Below are 15,152 nucleotides of genomic sequence, written 5' to 3' on the forward strand. Positions count from 1 at the left end.
TCGCAGGACTGGCGAGTTGTAACTACTAGTATGTACAGTGGGTTCATGAGCACCCCGGAACGATTGATCGAGTCCACCCGTGAGCTGCTGTGGGAGCGCGGGTACGTGGGCACCAGCCCCAAGGCGATCCTGGAGCGCGCGGGCGCGGGCCAGGGCAGCATGTACCACCACTTCAAGGGCAAGCCGGATCTCGCCCTGGCGGCGATCCGGCGGACCGCCGAGGAGCTGCGCGCCGCCGCCGAGCGCGTCCTGGGCGGGCCGGGCACGCCGTACGAACGGATCGAGGCGTACCTGCTGCGCGAGCGTGACGTGCTGCGCGGCTGCCCGGTCGGCCGGCTGACCATGGACCCGGACGTGATCGCCAGCGACGAGCTTCGGGCGCCGGTGGACGAGACGATCGCGTGCATCCGGGAGCGCATCGCCGAAATCGTCGACGAGGGCAAGCGGCAAGGGCAGTTCGCGCCGGAGCTGGACGGCGAGGAGATCGGCGCGGCCGTGCTCGCCACGGTCCAGGGCGGCTACGTCCTCGCCCGCGCCTCCGGCTCCCCCGCGGCCTTCGACGCCGGGGTCCGCGGCCTGCTCTCCCTGCTCGCCCCCCGGACTTCCGGACAGGAGAACTGAGGCACGTGCACATCACCAGACGACGCCCCGACACGCAGCAGGGCCCAGCGGAGAACTTCACCGGCACGGTCTGGCTGGACGAGATCGCCGCGCCCGCCGCCCCGTCCCGGCTGCGCATGTTCGCCGTCCACTTCGCACCCGGCGCCCACACGGCCTGGCACCGGCATCCGCACGGGCAGGTGCTGCACGTCCTGGAGGGAGAAGGGCTCGTGCGGCGCGAGGGCGGTGACGTCGAGGAGATCCGCGCGGGCGACACGGTGTGGATCGAACCGGGCGAGTGGCACTGGCACGGTGCCGGACCGCGCACCTTCATGAGCCACCTGGCGGTCGTGGAGGCGGCGGAGGACGGCACGACGACCGAGTGGCACGAGCACGTGCACGACTACCCCGCCTGAGAAGGGAATCGATACATGCACGCCATGCAGTACGAGTTCACCCTGCCCGCGGACTACGACATGGGCGTCATCCGCGCGCGCGTAGCCCGCGTCGGGCATCTGCTGGACGGCTGGGAGGGCCTCGGCATCAAGACGTACCTGCTGCGCGAGCGCGGGGTGCACGGCTCCCCGGTGAACCAGTACGGGCCGTTCTACCTCTGGAACACCCTGGAGGGCATGAACAGGTTCCTGTGGGGAGGCGCCTTCCAGGGGCCTGTCGACGACTTCGGGCGACCGGCGGTCCGGCAGTGGACGGGCCTGGCGTTCGAGGAGGGCGCCGCGGCCGGGTCCCTGCCCGCGTTCGCCCTGCGTCGGCGCCGAGTGGTGCCGGACGGCATGGAGTTGGCCGCGTTCATGGCGGACGCCGCGGCCGGGACGACACGACTGGCCGCGGCGGACGGTGCGGTGCTGGCGGCCGCGGCCGTGGACACGCGCGCGTGGGAGGTCGTGCACTTCTCCCTCTGGGAGCACGACACGCCCGAGGCCGACGGGGACCTCTTCCAGGTGCTGCACCTGTCCGCCCCCGGCCGGGACCGGCTCCCCCGCGGTCGGCAGTGGTGAGCCGCGTCCGTACCGTCCTCGGCGACGTCCGGCCCGGGGAACTCGGCGTGTGCGACGCGCACGACCATCTCTTCCTGCGCAGCCCGCAGTTGCCCGGCCGGGAACTGGACGACATCGACGCGGCACAGGCCGAGCTGACCGCCTTCCGGGCGGCGGGCGGCGCGGCCGTCGTGCAGTGGACCCCGTACGGCATGGGGCGGCGGGCGGCGGACCTGCCGGCGCTGTCCCGGGCCACCGGTGTACGGCTGGTCTGCGCCACGGGACTGCACCAGGCCGCGCACTACGCGGCTCAGACGCTGGACGGGCTGCGCGGCCGGCTGGCCGAGGTGTTCGTGTCGGAACTGACCGAGGGCATCGGGACCACCGGTGTCCGGGCCGGTCTGATCAAGGTGGCGGGCGGCTTCCACGCGCTCGACGCGCACGCCCGCTGGACCATGGCGGCGGCGGCCGAGGCCCACCACGCCACCGGCGCGCCCATCGCCGTCCACCTGGAGCTGGGCACCGGCGCGCTGGACGTACTCGACCTGCTGTGCGGCGAGTTGGGGGTGCCTGGGCACCGGGTCGTCCTGGGCCACCTGAACCGATTCCCCGACCCGGTGGTGCAGCGGCAGGCCGCCGAGTCCGGCTGCTGGCTGGCCTTCGACGGGCCGTCCCATGCCCATCACGCCACGGACTGGCGGATGCCGGAGGCGCTACGGGCCCTGGCGGACGCCGGGTTCGCGGACCGGCTGCTGCTCGGCGGCGACACGGTGGTCGCCGGGGCACGGTCGGTCGACGGCGGCCCCGGGATGCCGTACCTGTTGCGCCGGGTGCGGCCGCGGCTGACACAGGCGCTGGGCGCGCAGCTGGTCGACCGCGTCCTCGGGGTCCATCCCGGGCAGGCGTTCGCGGTCGACTGGAAGTGAGCGGGCGGTGGCCCGATCCTGCGGTTGCCCGGCTCTTGCGGTCGTTGGCGGCTTCCACGGCCGACGGGAGGATGGAAGGCGACGGCCACCCGCCCCACCCCGAGGAGACGACACCGCCATGGCCCTGGAGATGCGCGACCGCTGCGAGCGCTGTACGGCCGCCCCCTTGCCGGCCGACGGTCCCGCCCGCATCTGCTCGTACGAGTGCACCTTCTGCGAGGCGTGCGGCGAGACGCTGGGGCAGGTCTGCCCCAACTGCGGCGGGGAACTGGTCGCTCGGCCCCGCCGGGCGGCCCGGACCGCCTGACCGGAGTCCGGCAGCATGACCCCATGCGGACACCGAGGGCCGACTGGATCTGCGTCGCGGCATACGAGAACCTGCCGGGCTGTCGCCCGCCGATGGCTGCCGTGCGCGCTTGACTGCGCGACCGGGGCATCGACCGGATGCCGTTCGCCCCGGACGAGGTTCGCTGGGGGCTCGCCTGCGGGGTCGGCGCCGACGGCCACTGGCACGGATGGTTCGACGTCCAGGTCGACTCCGACGCACTGCGCCGGCTGGGGCTCCATCCCGACCAGCCGGCCGCGAGGGTCACCGGACCGTCCCCGCCCGGCTGGTGGCATGCCGCTGCCGAGCGCGACGCCCGCCGGTCCCGTGGTGGGAACCGCTGAGACCGGTGGGCGTGCACGGCGGTCCGCGCGGAGATCGCTGAGACCGGTGGTCGTGCGCGGCGCGCGTCAGGCGGTGGGGGCAGGGGTGTGGAAGTAGTGGCCCTTGTCCAGGTCGGCGAGGAGGCCGGGGTGGATCGGCTCCCAGCCGACGAGTTCACGGGTCAGGTCGCTCGACACCCGCGCGTCCAGCCCCAGGAAGCCGGCCAGGAAGCCGAAGTGCCCGGCCGCGGCCTCGGGGGCGACAGAGGTCACCGGGACGTCGAGGTGCCGGCCGATCACCTCCGCGATGTCACGGATGCGGACGCCGTCCTCCGCGACGCCGTGCAGCACCGATCCCGCGGGGGCGTTCTCGACCGCCAGCCGGAACAGGCGGGCGGCGTCCAGGCGGTGGACGGCCGGCCAGTGGTTGGTGCCGTCACCGAGGTAGCCGGAGACGCCCTTGGTGCGGGCGGTGGCCACCAGGGTCGCCATGAAACCGTTGTCCCCGTCACCGTGGCAGGTCGGGGAGAGCCGCACCACGGACGAGCGCACGCCGCGGGAGGCGAACGCGAGGACCGCCTGGGCGGTGGCCGAGCGCAGCGAGACGGGAGACCCGTCGATCGTGGGCATGTCCCGCTCGGTCGCCGTTCGCCCAGGGGCGAGCCCGGCCACGCCGGAGGCGATGACGAACGGCCGGCCGGTGCCGTCGAGCGCTTCTCCGAGGGCGTCGACGGCGCGGCGGTCGGCCTCCGCGGCGCCCTGGAAGTCGCCCGAGAAGGCGATGTCGTGCTTGAAGGCGAGGTGGACCACGCCGTCCGATGCGGTGGCCGCGTCCCGCAGGGTGTCGAGGTCGTCGACGGTACCGCGGACGACCTCCGCCCCGACCTCGGTGAGCGCGGCGGCGGAGACCTCCGAGCGGGCGAGCCCGAGGACCTGGTGGCCCGCGTCGATCAGTTCGGGCACGAGTGCGGAGCCGATCCAGCCGGACGCGCCGGTCACGAAGATGCGCATGGGAGCACTCCAGACGTTGATGTCAGTAACTGTCATCGACGCTACACCTGATGTCAGCTTCTGTCATCACGTAAGATCGGCGCATGGGTAGATGGGAGCCGAACGCACGCGAGCGCCTGGCGAAAGCGGCGTTGGAGCTGTACAGCGAGCGCGGGTTCGAGCAGACCACCGTGGCGGAGATCGCCAAGCGGGCCGGGCTCACGGAGCGCACGTTCTTCCGGCACTACACCGACAAGCGCGAGGTGCTGTTCGCGGGCGCGAGCGAGCTGGAGGAGCTGTTCGTGCGGGCGGTCGCCGGCGCCCCGGCGTCCGTGGCGCCGATCGACGCGGTCGCGGTGGGCCTCGACGCGCTCTCGGAGTTCTTCGTCGACCGGCGCGAGCACGCGCGGACCCGTCAGGCGGTGATCGTGGCGAACGCGGAGCTCCAGGAGCGCGAGCTGATCAAGCTCGCCTCGATGTCGGCCGCGCTCGCCGGCACCCTGCGCCGGCGCGGGGTCACGGAGCCTGCCGCGAGCCTGACGGCGGAGGCGGGGATGGCCGTCTTCAAGGTCGGCTTCGAACGCTGGATCGCGGACTCCGAGAAGCGCTCAATGGCGCAGGTGATGCGGGAGTCACTGGAGCAGCTCAGGGCGGTGACCGCGGCCCGCTGAGGGCCGCCGTCGGGGAGCCGGCGGTCTCGGTGACCGGTTGATCGAGGCTCTCGGGCCGGACGACCTCGACCGGCTCGCCGACGGTCTCGGACCAGCTGGACCGACAGGGTCACGTGCCGGTCGGGGGAACCGTCACCGCAGCGCCCCCAGCGGGTCGTCCAGCACCGGCTGCCAGGCCAGTTCGGCCGCCCCGACGAGGCTGTTGTGGTCCAGCGTGCAGGGCAGGATCGGGACGCCGCCGCTCTGGCCCCACAGGCTGCGGTCGGCGACGACCGCGCGCAGCCGGCCGGGGTCGGCGTCCAGCAGCGTGCGGTGCAGCCCGCCGAGGATGATCCGGTCCGGATTGAGGATGTTGACCAGGCCGGCGAGGCCGAGGCCCAGGCGGTCGATCAGTGCCTGCGCAGCCATGCGGACGGCGGGGTCGTCGTACTGGGTGCGCAGCAGGTCGTTGGCCTGCTGGAGCAGGGACACCTCGGGTCCCGGCTCGCGGCCCGCCTCGACGAGCAGGGCCAGCGGGTCCGCCTCGACGTCCAGACAGCCCCGGCTGCCGCAGTGACAGGGGCGGCCCTCCGGGTTGACCGTGAGGTGGCCGACCTCCAGGGCGAGGCCCGAACTGCCGGTGTGCAGACGGCCGTCGAGGACCAGGGCGCCGCCGACGCCCCGGTGCCCGGTGGCCACGCACAGCAGGTCCCGGGCACCCCGCCCGGCGCCGTGCCGGTGTTCGGCGAGCGCGGCGAGGTTGACGTCGTTGGCAGCGAACGCGGGGCCGGTGATACCGGCGGCGCGCACGCACTCCGCGAAGATCCGCCGGACAGGGGCGCCGACGGGCCAGGCCAGGTGCAGGGGGTTGAGGGCGAGGCCGTCGGGTTCGGCGACGGCGGAGGGGACGGCGAGCCCGGCGCCGACACAGCGGCGGCCGGTGGCGCGCAGGAGTTCGGCGCCCGCCTCGACGACCGAGCCGAGGACCTGCGCCGGGTCGGCGTCGACGGTCTCGCAGCCGGGCGCGGTCGCCACGATCCGCCCGCCGAGCCCGACCAGCGCGGCCCGGAAGCCGTCGGCGTGCACCTGTGCCGCCAGGACCACCGGACCGTCCTGCGCGACCTCCAGCCGGTGCGAGGGCCGCCCCTGGGCACCGGCCGGCGCGCTCGGCCTTGCGTCCACCCGGATCAGGCCCAGCGCCTCCAGTTCGGCGGCCACCGCACCGGCCGTCGCCCGGGTGACGCCGAGTTCGGCGGTGAGCACGGCCCGGGTCGGCGCCCGTCCGGTGTGCACCAGCTCCAGCGCGGGTCCGAGCGCCCCACGCCCGCGATCCAGCCGCGCCCTCGAGGTGGTCCTCTCCCCCGCCGTCCGGGGGTCCGCCTTGCCGCTCATGAGGGCGAGTCTCCCATGATCCGGAACCGTCGTGGCCTGCGCCGCCGCTACAGCCCGCTCACGCGCAGGGTGATGTTGAGCCGTCCGGACAGGCCCAGCCAGGCCGGTGCCGTGCCCGGTCGCACGCGCGGCACGCCGTGGAAGGCGAGCCGGGACGGCCCGCCGAAGACGAACAGGTCCCCGCTGCGCAGCTCCACGTCGGTGTACGGCCTGGTCCGGGTCTCGGTGTTGCCGAAGCGGAACACGCAGGTGTCGCCGAGGCTGAGCGAGACCACCGGTGCGTCCGCGTGCTCGTCGCCGTCGCGGTGCATACCCATGCGGGCGTCGCCGTCGTAGAAGTTGATCAGCGCGATGTCGTACGACGCGGTCGGTACCGCCGCCGGGCCGAGGGCGTCGGCCACCGCGCGGCGGGCCAGCTCCCCGAGCCAGTCCGGGAACGCTTTCACGGGCGCACCGTCGCCGTCGACGGCCACGCACGCGTAGGCGTACGGGTACCAGTGCCAGCCCAGGCAGACCTGACGGGCGGTCATCGTGCCGCCGCCCGGGGTGCGGACCGTGCGCAGTCCGGCCGGGGGCAGCGCCCACTCCCGGCAGGCGGTGAGCAGGCGGCGCTGGCGGTCGGCGTCCAGCCAGTCCGGGACGTGCACGGCGCCCGGCACGACCTTGGCGCGCTCCCGGGGAAACAGCTCCGCGTCCATGTACCCCATCCTGCCGTACCGTCCCTGAGCTGCGGCTCCGCTAGCCTGGACGCACGATGAGCGACCGTATGACGACACCGTGGGGCGAGGTCGAGCTGGCCCGCTTCCCCGAGGATCCCCGCGACCGGCTGCGTGCCTGGGACGCGTCCGACGCGTACCTGCTGCGCCATCTGGCCGAGGAGGGGGTGCCGCTCACGGGGACGGTCGTGGTGGTCGGCGACCGCTGGGGCGCGCTGGTCACGGCGCTGGCGGAACACGGGCCGAAGCAGATCACGGACTCCTTCCTGAGTCAGGAGGCGACCCGGGCGAACCTGGCGCGGGCCGGGGTCGAACCGGGTGCCGTGCAGCTGCTGACCACCCAGGACCCGCCGCCGGAGCGGGTGGACGTGCTGCTGGTGCGGGTGCCGAAGAGTCTGGCGCTGCTGGAGGACCAGCTGCTGCGGCTCGCGCCCGCCGTGCACGCGGGCACGGTGGTCGTCGGCGCCGGCATGGTGAAGGAGATCCACACCTCCACGCTCGACCTGTTCGAGCGGATCCTCGGACCGACCCGGACCTCGCTCGCCCAGCAGAAGGCGCGCCTGATCTTCTGCACCCCGGACCCGGCGCTGCAGCGCCCGGCGAATCCGTGGCCGTACAGCTACGCGCTGCCTGAGGGCATCGGCGCGGTGTCGGGACGCACGGTCGTCAATCACGCGGGCGTCTTCTGCGCCGACCGCCTCGACATCGGCACCCGCTTCTTCCTGCACCACCTGCCCGGACCGGGCGCGGGCCGCGTGGTGGACCTCGGCTGCGGCAACGGCGTCGTCGGTACGGCGGTGGCGCTGGCCGATCCGGCGGCGGAGGTGCTGTTCGTGGACGAGTCGTTCCAGGCGGTGGCCTCGGCGGAGGCGACGTACAAGGCCAACGGGGTGCCGGGGCACGCGGAGTTCCGGGTCGGGGACGGGCTGGCCGGGGTGGCGCCCGGCAGCGTGGACCTGGTGCTGAACAACCCGCCGTTCCACTCCCACCAGGCGACCACGGACGCGACGGCGTGGCGCATGTTCAGCGGGGCCGAGCGCGCACTCCGCCCGGGCGGTGAGCTGTGGGTGATCGGGAACCGGCACCTGGGCTACCACGTGAAGCTGCGGCGCCTGTTCGGCAACAGCGAACTCGTCGCCGGTAACCCGAAGTTCGTGGTGCTGAGGGCCGTCAAGAAGCGCTGACCGGCACGGTCGAGGCCGATTCCGGCGACCACGTCCGGTGGCTCACCGGAACGACGAGCCGGCTGACGGGCCGGCGCGGAAGGGCTGTTCGACAGCTGACCTACGCGCTGAGCCGCCCGGCGGAGGGTTGAAGCGGGGTGCGTCCGGCGGCTCGCCGGGGCGGAGGACCGTCCGACAGCGGTCCGGGGCGGAGGACCACCCGGCGGCAGTCCGGGGCAGACCGTCCGGCGGCCGGCCGAGGCGGAGAGCCGTCCGGCCGCTGATCGGGGCGGAAGGGGCGTTCGGCGGCCGGGCCTCGGAGAGCCGGCCGGCCGGGGGATGAAGCGGAAGGCTGTCCGAGGGCCGTCAGAGGCGCAGAGCCCTACGGCGGCTCGCCGGGACGGAGCGCCCGTCAGCGGGGGCGGGAGCGGAGGGCCGGCCGGCGGTCGGCCCGCCCGTCAGCGGGGGCGGGAGCGGTCGGCCGAGGCGGAAAGGGCGCTCGGCGGCCCATCGACCGCGGTGGACCCTTCGACGCTCGGCCGAGACGAAGGCCGAGCCGACCAGGGACCGAAGCGAACAGCCGACCGGCGGCTCGCCGGAACCGGACAGCCGGTCGGCCGGGAGCCGGAGCGGAGGGCCGTTCGTCGGGTCGTCGGGTCGTCGGGTTGTCAGGTCGTCGGGTCGTCGGGTCGTCGGGTCGTCGGGTCGTCGGGGCAGGAGGTCCTCCAGCGGCCGGGCGAAGTGGACATCCGAAGTGGACAGCCGGCCGGCTGCCGAAGGACGTGAGATGGGCGGCGGCTGCCGGTCAGGTGGGTGTGGCGGTGAGAACCGTGATGATGCGGCCGACCTCGTGGGCCATCGCCTCGCGGCCCACGCTGAGGTACTTCCGGGAGTCGACGGCCTCGGGGTGGGCGGCGAGGAAGTCCCGGATGGCGCCGGTCATGGCGATGTTGAGGGCGGTGCCGACGTTGACCTTGGCGATGCCGCCCGCGACCGCCGCGACCAGCCCGTCGTCCGGCACGCCGGAGGAGCCGTGCAGGACGAGCGGGACGGCCACCGCGGCGGACAGCCGCTTGAGCAGGCCGTGGTCGAGGGTGGCGGTGCGCGTGGTCATGGCGTGCACGCTGCCGATGGCGACGGCCAGCGCGTCGACGCCGGTCCCCGCGACGAAGTCCCGGGCCTGGTCGGGGTCGGTGCGGGCGCCGGGCGCGTGGGCGTCCAGCGCGGGCCGGCCGTCCTTCCCGCCGATCTGCCCCAGCTCCGCCTCGATCCAGAGCCCCTGGGCGTGTGCCCAGTCGGCGGCGGCCCGGGTCGCGGCGAGATTGTCGGCGTACGGCAGGCGGGCCGCGTCGTACATGACCGAGCTGAACCCGGCGCCGGGGGCCTGGCGCAGCAGGTCGTCGCTCTGCACGTGGTCCAGGTGCAACGCGACGGGCACGGTGGCCCTTTCGGCCACGGCGGCGGCGGCGCGGGCCAGCGGCAGGAGCCGCCCGTAGCGGAACTTCACGGCGTTCTCGCTGACCTGGAGGACGACGGGCACACCGGCCGACTCCGCGCCGGCGACGACGGCCTCGACGTGTTCCAGGGTGATGATGTTGAAGGCGGCGACGGCGGTGCGGGCCGTGAGGGCCCGTCCGACCAGCTCGCCGGTGGACGCAAGGGGCACGTGCGGTGTCCTTCCGGAGCGCGGGACGGCGGGTTTCAGGAGGCGAGGATCACCGAGCGGGTGAGATGGCGCGGCCGGTCCGGGTCCAGTCCCCGGGCGGCGGCCACGGCGACGGCGAGCCGCTGGACGCGGACGAGTTCGGCGAGGGGATCGAGGCCGCCCGCGATCCACAGCGCGCCGGTGGCGCGGACCTGTTCGGCGAGCCCGTCGGGCGCCTCGCCGAGCATCCAGGTGGCCGTGCCGTCGGTGGTGACACTGATCGGGCCGTGCCGGTACTCCATCGCCGGGTAGGCCTCGGTCCAGGACAGGGAGGCCTCGCGCATCTTCAGGCCGGCCTCGTTGGCGAGTCCGACGGTCCAGCCGCGCCCCAGGAAGGTGAACTGGGTGCAGGCGACCAGCCCCTGGGGAAGGGGAGTGGCGAGGGCGGTCCGCGCGTCGGCGACGGCGGCGTCGGTGTGCAGCCCGAGGTGGGCACGCAGGAGGGTGAGGGCGGTGGTCGCGAACCGGGTCTGCACGACGGAGCACTCGTCGGCGAAGTCCAGGACGACGAGGTCGTCGGCGGCCGACATGACCGGGGTCGCGGGGTCGGCGGTGAGGGCCGTGGTGTGCGTACGTCCCTTCACCTGCCCGAGCAGGTCCAGCACTTCGGTGGTGGTGCCGGAGCGGGTGAGGGCGACGACCCGGTCGTACGACCGCCCGTACGGGAACTCGGAGGCGGCGAACGCGTCGGTCTCCCCCTGTCCGGCGCCCTCGCGCAGCGCGGCGACCGCCTGGGCCATGAAGTACGAGGTCCCGCACCCCACGATCGCGACCCGTTCCCCCGGCGCCGGCAGCGCCGCCGCGTGCCGTCCGGCCTGCTCGGCGGCGCGGGTCCAGCACTCGGGCTGGCTGTTCAGCTCGTCCTCGACATGGGTCATGCCCACACCCTCTCCCTGCTGATTGTTCCTGCAAGATATAGCGAGCTTTCGAGCACAATCAAGCATCTCGGCGCACAGTGAGGTGCGCTAGGGTCACCGGGAGGACTTCAGAACGGAGGCTGCGGATGTCCCGGGACGCCCGCTGGAAGGCGCTGCTGGAACTGCTCGTGGAGCGCGGCCGGCTGGACGTCGAGGAGGCGGCGGCCGAACTGGCTGTGTCGGCCGCGACGATCCGCCGGGACTTCGACCAGCTCGCCGAGCAGCAGATGCTGGTCCGCACCCGGGGCGGAGCGGTGGTGCACGGGGTGTCGTACGAGCTTCCCCTGCGCTACAAGACGGCCCGCCGCGCCTCCGAGAAGCAGCGCATCGCCAAGGCGGTGGCCGACCTCGTCGCGCCGGGCGAGGCGGTGGGGCTGACCGGCGGTACGACCACCACGGAGGTGGCCCGGGCCCTGGCCGTGCGCGGCGATCTGTCCACCGGTTCACCGGCGCTGACCGTCGTCACCAACGCGCTCAACATCGCCAACGAGCTCGCCGTGCGGCCCCAGTTCAAGATAGTGGTGACGGGCGGGGTGGCGCGTGCGCAGTCGTACGAGCTCATCGGCCCGCTCGCGGACGGGGTGCTCGGTCAGATCACGCTCGACGTGGCCGTGCTCGGCGTGGTCGCCTTCGACGTCACGCACGGCGCGGCGGCGCACGACGAGGCGGAGGCCGCGATCAACCGGCTGCTGTGCGAGCGTGCCGAGCGGGTGGTGGTCGCCGCCGACTCCAGCAAGCTGGGCCAGCGCGCCTTCGCCCGGATCTGCGGAGCGGAACTGGTGGACACACTCGTGACGGACTCGGCGGTGGACGAGGAAACGGTTGCTCGCTTCGAGGAGGCGGGCGTGCGGGTCCTCGCGGTGTGATCCGGGGGCGCACCCGCGGGCCGGCTCGCCCGGGGCGGTCACTCCTCGATGCCGTCGCGGACCTCGGGCAGTTCCTGTAGCAAGCCGGTCAGCCGCCCGGCTGCTCCCTCTGCGCCAGAGCTCGATGGAGCGGAAGCGCCGTGAGCAGGACGAAGACGCCGAAGAGTGTGATCGGCAACAGCCCTGCCGGACGGAGAAACTCGGTGGGGTGCCTCATGACCGCGCGCCACGCGCCGCTCCAGTTGCCGGCCACGTCCGCGAGCATGACCACGGAAGCGAACATGGGGCCACCAGGGCGGCCACGGATGATCGCCAGTGCGACCAGCGGGTCGACGAACAGAAGCGAGTGGAAGAGCAGTTGGACGAACGTCGGCGCGTAGTCGTACGCGCTGAGACCACCCGTCACCAGGAAGTACGCGTGCGCTGCCGTCCCTTCCAGGAATCCGACCACGTACACGGCGGCTGTGCACCGGATCCGGGCGGGACGATCCCCCCATCGCACAGCGGACACCCTGTCTTGCCCCTGGACGTCGGCTTCAAGCACCGGCGACCCCGATGACGAGCCCCGGGGTGGCGACGTCGACGGGTTGCCGGAAGGCCTGCGCGGCTGCTTCGTGTGCGGCTCTCGGATCCGTCCCCGGCCACAGGTGGGTGAGCATGAGTCTGCCGACGTCCGCTCGGCTCGCGTACTGGCCGGCCAGTCGCGCGGTCAGCAGATACGGTGCGTCGGCGACCGGCACCTCGTGGATGTACGTGGCTTCCGACAACAGCAGGTCGGCACCTTGGGCGAGACGCAGGACGTCGGGGCTCGGACCCGTGTCGCCGGTGTAGGCGAGCACGGCATCCGGCGTGGTCAGCCGGATGCCGGCATTGGGCACGAAGTGCGGCAGGAGCCACGTGTCGGTTCTGAACGGGCCGATGTCGAACCGGTCGCCGGGCTGGAACTCGTGAAGGTGGAACGCCTCGGCGAGCATGCTCGGTCTGTCGAGTGCCAGAACGGCATCGGCCGCGCCGTGAGGCGTGTAGACCGGGAGCGACGGCGGTGGCGTGTCACCGAGACCTCGAGCACGCAGCAGGGGGTTGAGGTCGGCACAGTGGTCGGGGTGCCCGTGGCTGATCAGCACGGCGTCGATGGCGTCGACGGTGTGGTGCGCGAGCAGGCGTGGCAGCGTGGCGTACCCCGGGTCGACGAGGAGGCGGAAGCCCGCGTGCTCGACCAGGTAGCCGCTGCATGCCTGGACTGCGGTGGGCCACGCCCCGCAGCCGCCGAGAACGGTCAGTCGCATACCGAGGCACAGTAGCCGTCATGCCGTGATCGAGCGCAGGCATTATCCGGGCGTGGGGCGCGAGCGAGAGGTCGGTGCCGGGGACCCTGGCGAAGTGCTTCCTCCCGTCGGGGCCGACCGCGCCGGACGCTTCTCCGAGTGGTCCGCCGCGCCGCATCCGGACGACGCGCGTGAGACCTGCAACCCCCTTGTGAGAAAAGGTATTTCGTGGCCGTCGGCAGAGGTCGTTACGGTCGCGTCCATGGAGTGGAATCGTGCGACTGCCGAGGGACTCGCGGCTGCCCTGCGTGCCGGTGAAGTGACTTCGGCGGAACTGACCGACGAGGCGATCGCCCGGGTCGAGCGGGACGACAAGGCGATCAACGCGATCTGTGTGCCGGACTTCGACCGTGCGCGGGCCGCCGCGCGCGGCGCCGACCGGGCACGCGCCCGCGGTGAGGACCGGCCGCTGCTCGGCATTCCGGTGACGGTCAAGGAGTCCTTCAACGTCGCCGGGCTGCCCACGACCTGGGGCATGCCGCCGCACCGGGACTACGTGCCGGCCGAGGACGCGGTGCAGGTGTCGCGGCTGAAGGCCGCGGGCGCGGTCGTGCTCGGCAAGACCAACGTGCCCTTGGGGCTGCAGGATGTGCAGAGCTTCAACGAGATCTACGGCACCACCAACAACCCGTGGGATCACGGTCGTACGCCGGGTGGGTCCTCCGGTGGATCGGCGGCGGCCCTGGCGTCCGGGTTCGGCGCGCTGTCCATCGGCTCGGACATCGGCGGCTCGTTGCGCACCCCCGCACACTTCTGCGGTGTCTACGCGCACAAGCCGACCCTCGGGCTGGCGGCGCACCGCGGTATGGTCCCGCCGTCCACGCCGGCCCTGCCGGCCGACCTCGACCTCGCCGTCGTCGGTCCGATGGCCCGCACTGCCCGTGACCTCGCGCTCCTGCTCGACGTGATGGCCGGACCGGACCCGCTGACCTTCGGTGTGGCGCACGACGTGGCGCTGCCGCCGGCGCGCCACGGGCGGCTCGGCGACTTTCGGGTCCTGGTCCTGGACGAGCATCCGCTCATTCCGACCGGGGCCGCTGTGCGGGCGGGCGTGACACGGGTGGCCGGGGCGCTGGTCGACGGCGGTGCCCGCGTCGAACGGCACAGCCCGCTGCTGCCCGACCTGGCCGAAGCCGCCGTGATCTACACGCGGTTGCTGTTCTCGAGCACCGCAGCGCGCTTCCCCGTCGAGGCGTACGAACAGTTGCGGGCCCGCGCCGCCGAGCTGAGCGCGGACGACCGGAGTCTGGACGCGGAGCGGCTGCGCGGCACGGTGCTCAGCCACCGCGACTGGATCGAGGTGAACAGCCGTCGTGAGCTCCACCGCCACGGCTGGCGGCAGCTGTTCGCCGAGTTCGACGCCGTGGTGTGCCCCGTCACGCCCACGCCCGCGTTCCCGCACGACCACCACCCCGACCTGATGGAACGCCGGATCGACATCGACGGCGTCGGGTACCCCTATCTCGACCAGCTCGTCTGGGCCGGTCTGGCCACGATGCCCGGCCTGCCCGCCACCGCCGTACCGGCGGGCAGGTCCCCGGAGGGTCTGCCGGTGGGTGTGCAGATCATCGGTCCGATGTTCGAGGACCGCACCCCGCTGCGACTGGCCGAACTGCTCGAGCGGGAGATCGGCGGCTTCCAGGCACCGGAGCACGGCCGGTGACCCGGGTCAGGTTCCGCTGTGGTCCGCACTGACGAAACCCGCACCGCGTTGGTCGTTGCACCCCACCACCGGGCGGTCGGCCGGGTCGGGCCAGGTCTGCTGGGCCTGGAGCGCCACGCTCACCAGGGTCAGCAGAAGGTCGACGTCGCTCGCGGCGTCGAGGCGCAGGGTCACCCACTGCGAACCGGGCACGATCCTGATCGCACCCGAGCCCTTGAGGTCCTTGGCGAACCGCCGGATGGCCCGGTCGGTGAGCCGCAGATCGACATCACGGTCGGAGTGGAAGTGGGCGATCTCGCCCTGGGCCGAACTCACGGCCTGTCCCAGGCCGCAGCTCGGGACGGCCTGTCGCAGGTCCGGCCAGGTCGCCAGTTGCGCGAGCGCGCGCGAGGCCAACGTCATGGGCCCATCATGGCCCGCTCACCCGCTTGCAACCAGCTCGTGAGCAAGCATTAACCGACCTGTATCCGCCCGGGGAACGCGTTCACGCCCACCCGATGCCCACCGAACGAGGGCGGCGTCGCCCGGCGTTGACCTCGGCGGCCCCGGGCGGGTCCCCAAGTCCCGGCAGGTCAGGGCGGTATCCGGGCACATGT

18 protein-coding genes are annotated in these 15,152 nt (G+C 73.3%); 10 read left to right on the forward strand and 8 right to left on the reverse strand.

All coding sequences use genetic code 11. The features are described 5' to 3' along the window. The first annotated feature begins 30 nt into the window (after positions 1-30). The 6 genes from ACIHEJ_RS05560 to ACIHEJ_RS05585 all read left to right on the forward strand — a co-directional run bounded on the left by ACIHEJ_RS05560 (position 31) and on the right by ACIHEJ_RS05585 (position 3,190). The gene (locus ACIHEJ_RS05560; protein WP_400132332.1) at positions 31-621 is read left to right on the forward strand and encodes a TetR/AcrR family transcriptional regulator; all 591 of its coding nucleotides are present in this window, start codon (positions 31-33) and stop codon (positions 619-621) included. A 5-nt stretch (positions 622-626) separates the two neighbouring features. After that, a complete protein-coding gene (locus ACIHEJ_RS05565) occupies positions 627-1,016 on the forward strand; it encodes a cupin domain-containing protein (RefSeq protein WP_400132333.1) in 390 nt (129 codons plus the stop codon). A gap of 15 nt (positions 1,017-1,031) precedes the next feature. Beyond that, entirely contained in the window at positions 1,032-1,616 is a 585-nt protein-coding gene (locus ACIHEJ_RS05570; protein WP_400132334.1) for a DUF4865 family protein, read from the forward strand. Then, positions 1,613-2,521, forward strand: coding sequence for a phosphotriesterase (locus ACIHEJ_RS05575; protein ID WP_400132335.1), 909 nt, complete (start codon positions 1,613-1,615; stop codon positions 2,519-2,521). Before ACIHEJ_RS05570 ends, ACIHEJ_RS05575 begins: the two co-directional genes overlap by 4 nt. Before the next feature lie 118 nt (positions 2,522-2,639). Further along, positions 2,640-2,828, forward strand: coding sequence for a DUF1272 domain-containing protein (locus ACIHEJ_RS05580; RefSeq protein WP_400132336.1), 189 nt, complete (start codon positions 2,640-2,642; stop codon positions 2,826-2,828). 137 nt (positions 2,829-2,965) lie between these two features. Then, positions 2,966-3,190 carry a hypothetical protein gene (locus ACIHEJ_RS05585; RefSeq protein ID WP_400132337.1) on the forward strand — a complete coding sequence of 75 codons (225 nt, stop codon included), beginning with the start codon at positions 2,966-2,968 and terminating at the stop codon, positions 3,188-3,190. Positions 3,191-3,256: 66 nt separating this feature from the next. Here ACIHEJ_RS05585 and ACIHEJ_RS05590 read toward each other — a convergent pair whose 3' ends face one another. Then, a complete protein-coding gene (locus ACIHEJ_RS05590) occupies positions 3,257-4,180 on the reverse strand; it encodes an SDR family oxidoreductase (RefSeq protein WP_400132338.1) in 924 nt (307 codons plus the stop codon). Between the two features lie 83 nt (positions 4,181-4,263). On the opposite strand from ACIHEJ_RS05590, the gene ACIHEJ_RS05595 reads away from it, so the two are divergent. Next, on the forward strand, positions 4,264-4,830 hold the full coding sequence (locus tag ACIHEJ_RS05595) for a TetR family transcriptional regulator (RefSeq protein ID WP_400132339.1): 567 nt from the start codon (positions 4,264-4,266) through the stop codon (positions 4,828-4,830). Positions 4,831-4,962: 132 nt separating this feature from the next. Here the strand turns inward: ACIHEJ_RS05595 and ACIHEJ_RS05600 are convergent, their stop codons facing one another. Next, positions 4,963-6,201, reverse strand: a complete 1,239-nt coding sequence (locus ACIHEJ_RS05600; protein ID WP_400132340.1) for an ROK family protein — start codon at positions 6,199-6,201, stop codon at positions 4,963-4,965. Positions 6,202-6,248: 47 nt separating this feature from the next. Continuing rightward, complete coding sequence (locus tag ACIHEJ_RS05605; protein ID WP_400132341.1) at positions 6,249-6,899, reverse strand: alpha-ketoglutarate-dependent dioxygenase AlkB family protein; 651 nt, start codon at positions 6,897-6,899, stop codon at positions 6,249-6,251. Positions 6,900-6,967: 68 nt separating this feature from the next. Between ACIHEJ_RS05605 and ACIHEJ_RS05610 the strand changes: the two genes are divergently transcribed. Then, positions 6,968-8,101 carry a methyltransferase gene (locus tag ACIHEJ_RS05610; RefSeq protein ID WP_400132342.1) on the forward strand — a complete coding sequence of 378 codons (1,134 nt, stop codon included), beginning with the start codon at positions 6,968-6,970 and terminating at the stop codon, positions 8,099-8,101. Positions 8,102-8,885: 784 nt separating this feature from the next. Here the strand turns inward: ACIHEJ_RS05610 and ACIHEJ_RS05615 are convergent. Further along, a complete protein-coding gene (locus tag ACIHEJ_RS05615; RefSeq protein ID WP_400132343.1) occupies positions 8,886-9,746 on the reverse strand; it encodes a ketose-bisphosphate aldolase in 861 nt (286 codons plus the stop codon). Positions 9,747-9,781: 35 nt separating this feature from the next. Continuing rightward, complete coding sequence (locus tag ACIHEJ_RS05620) at positions 9,782-10,663, reverse strand: SIS domain-containing protein (protein WP_400132344.1); 882 nt, start codon at positions 10,661-10,663, stop codon at positions 9,782-9,784. Between the two features lie 125 nt (positions 10,664-10,788). On the opposite strand from ACIHEJ_RS05620, the gene ACIHEJ_RS05625 reads away from it, so the two are divergent. Further along, positions 10,789-11,568, forward strand: a complete 780-nt coding sequence (locus ACIHEJ_RS05625) for a DeoR/GlpR family DNA-binding transcription regulator (RefSeq protein WP_400132345.1) — start codon at positions 10,789-10,791, stop codon at positions 11,566-11,568. 88 nt (positions 11,569-11,656) lie between these two features. Here ACIHEJ_RS05625 and ACIHEJ_RS05630 read toward each other — a convergent pair whose 3' ends face one another. Further along, positions 11,657-12,025, reverse strand: a complete 369-nt coding sequence (locus tag ACIHEJ_RS05630) for a hypothetical protein (RefSeq protein ID WP_400132346.1) — start codon at positions 12,023-12,025, stop codon at positions 11,657-11,659. Positions 12,026-12,104: 79 nt separating this feature from the next. Beyond that, positions 12,105-12,854 carry an MBL fold metallo-hydrolase gene (locus ACIHEJ_RS05635; protein ID WP_400132347.1) on the reverse strand — a complete coding sequence of 250 codons (750 nt, stop codon included), beginning with the start codon at positions 12,852-12,854 and terminating at the stop codon, positions 12,105-12,107. Positions 12,855-13,095: 241 nt separating this feature from the next. Between ACIHEJ_RS05635 and ACIHEJ_RS05640 the strand changes: the two genes are divergently transcribed. Next, positions 13,096-14,556 (forward strand): amidase, encoded by a 1,461-nt coding sequence (locus tag ACIHEJ_RS05640; protein WP_400132348.1) that lies wholly within the window; start codon positions 13,096-13,098, stop codon positions 14,554-14,556. A 6-nt stretch (positions 14,557-14,562) separates the two neighbouring features. Here the strand turns inward: ACIHEJ_RS05640 and ACIHEJ_RS05645 are convergent, their stop codons facing one another. Beyond that, entirely contained in the window at positions 14,563-14,958 is a 396-nt protein-coding gene (locus ACIHEJ_RS05645) for a luciferase family protein (protein ID WP_400132349.1), read from the reverse strand. Positions 14,959-15,152: the final 194 nt, after the last annotated feature.

This window comes from Streptomyces sp. NPDC052301 (genome assembly GCF_044593395.1).
Taxonomy (GTDB): domain Bacteria; phylum Actinomycetota; class Actinomycetes; order Streptomycetales; family Streptomycetaceae; genus Streptomyces.

Bases quoted from the DNA above. Each gene is read 5' to 3' on its own strand.
- ACIHEJ_RS05570 (WP_400132334.1), top strand. From the start codon at position 1,032: ATGCACGCCATGCAGTACGAGTTCACCCTGCCCGCGGACTACGACATG.
- ACIHEJ_RS05560 (WP_400132332.1), top strand. From the start codon at position 31: ATGTACAGTGGGTTCATGAGCACCCCGGAACGATTGATCGAGTCCACC.
- ACIHEJ_RS05635 (WP_400132347.1), bottom strand. From the start codon at position 12,854: ATGCGACTGACCGTTCTCGGCGGCTGCGGGGCGTGGCCCACCGCAGTC.
- ACIHEJ_RS05640 (WP_400132348.1), top strand. From the start codon at position 13,096: ATGGAGTGGAATCGTGCGACTGCCGAGGGACTCGCGGCTGCCCTGCGT.
- ACIHEJ_RS05645 (WP_400132349.1), bottom strand. From the start codon at position 14,958: ATGACGTTGGCCTCGCGCGCGCTCGCGCAACTGGCGACCTGGCCGGAC.
- ACIHEJ_RS05600 (WP_400132340.1), bottom strand. From the start codon at position 6,201: ATGAGCGGCAAGGCGGACCCCCGGACGGCGGGGGAGAGGACCACCTCG.
- ACIHEJ_RS05625 (WP_400132345.1), top strand. From the start codon at position 10,789: ATGTCCCGGGACGCCCGCTGGAAGGCGCTGCTGGAACTGCTCGTGGAG.
- ACIHEJ_RS05595 (WP_400132339.1), top strand. From the start codon at position 4,264: ATGGGTAGATGGGAGCCGAACGCACGCGAGCGCCTGGCGAAAGCGGCG.
- ACIHEJ_RS05620 (WP_400132344.1), bottom strand. From the start codon at position 10,663: ATGACCCATGTCGAGGACGAGCTGAACAGCCAGCCCGAGTGCTGGACC.
- ACIHEJ_RS05605 (WP_400132341.1), bottom strand. From the start codon at position 6,899: ATGGACGCGGAGCTGTTTCCCCGGGAGCGCGCCAAGGTCGTGCCGGGC.
- ACIHEJ_RS05590 (WP_400132338.1), bottom strand. From the start codon at position 4,180: ATGCGCATCTTCGTGACCGGCGCGTCCGGCTGGATCGGCTCCGCACTC.
- ACIHEJ_RS05580 (WP_400132336.1), top strand. From the start codon at position 2,640: ATGGCCCTGGAGATGCGCGACCGCTGCGAGCGCTGTACGGCCGCCCCC.
- ACIHEJ_RS05585 (WP_400132337.1), top strand. From the start codon at position 2,966: ATGCCGTTCGCCCCGGACGAGGTTCGCTGGGGGCTCGCCTGCGGGGTC.
- ACIHEJ_RS05610 (WP_400132342.1), top strand. From the start codon at position 6,968: ATGACGACACCGTGGGGCGAGGTCGAGCTGGCCCGCTTCCCCGAGGAT.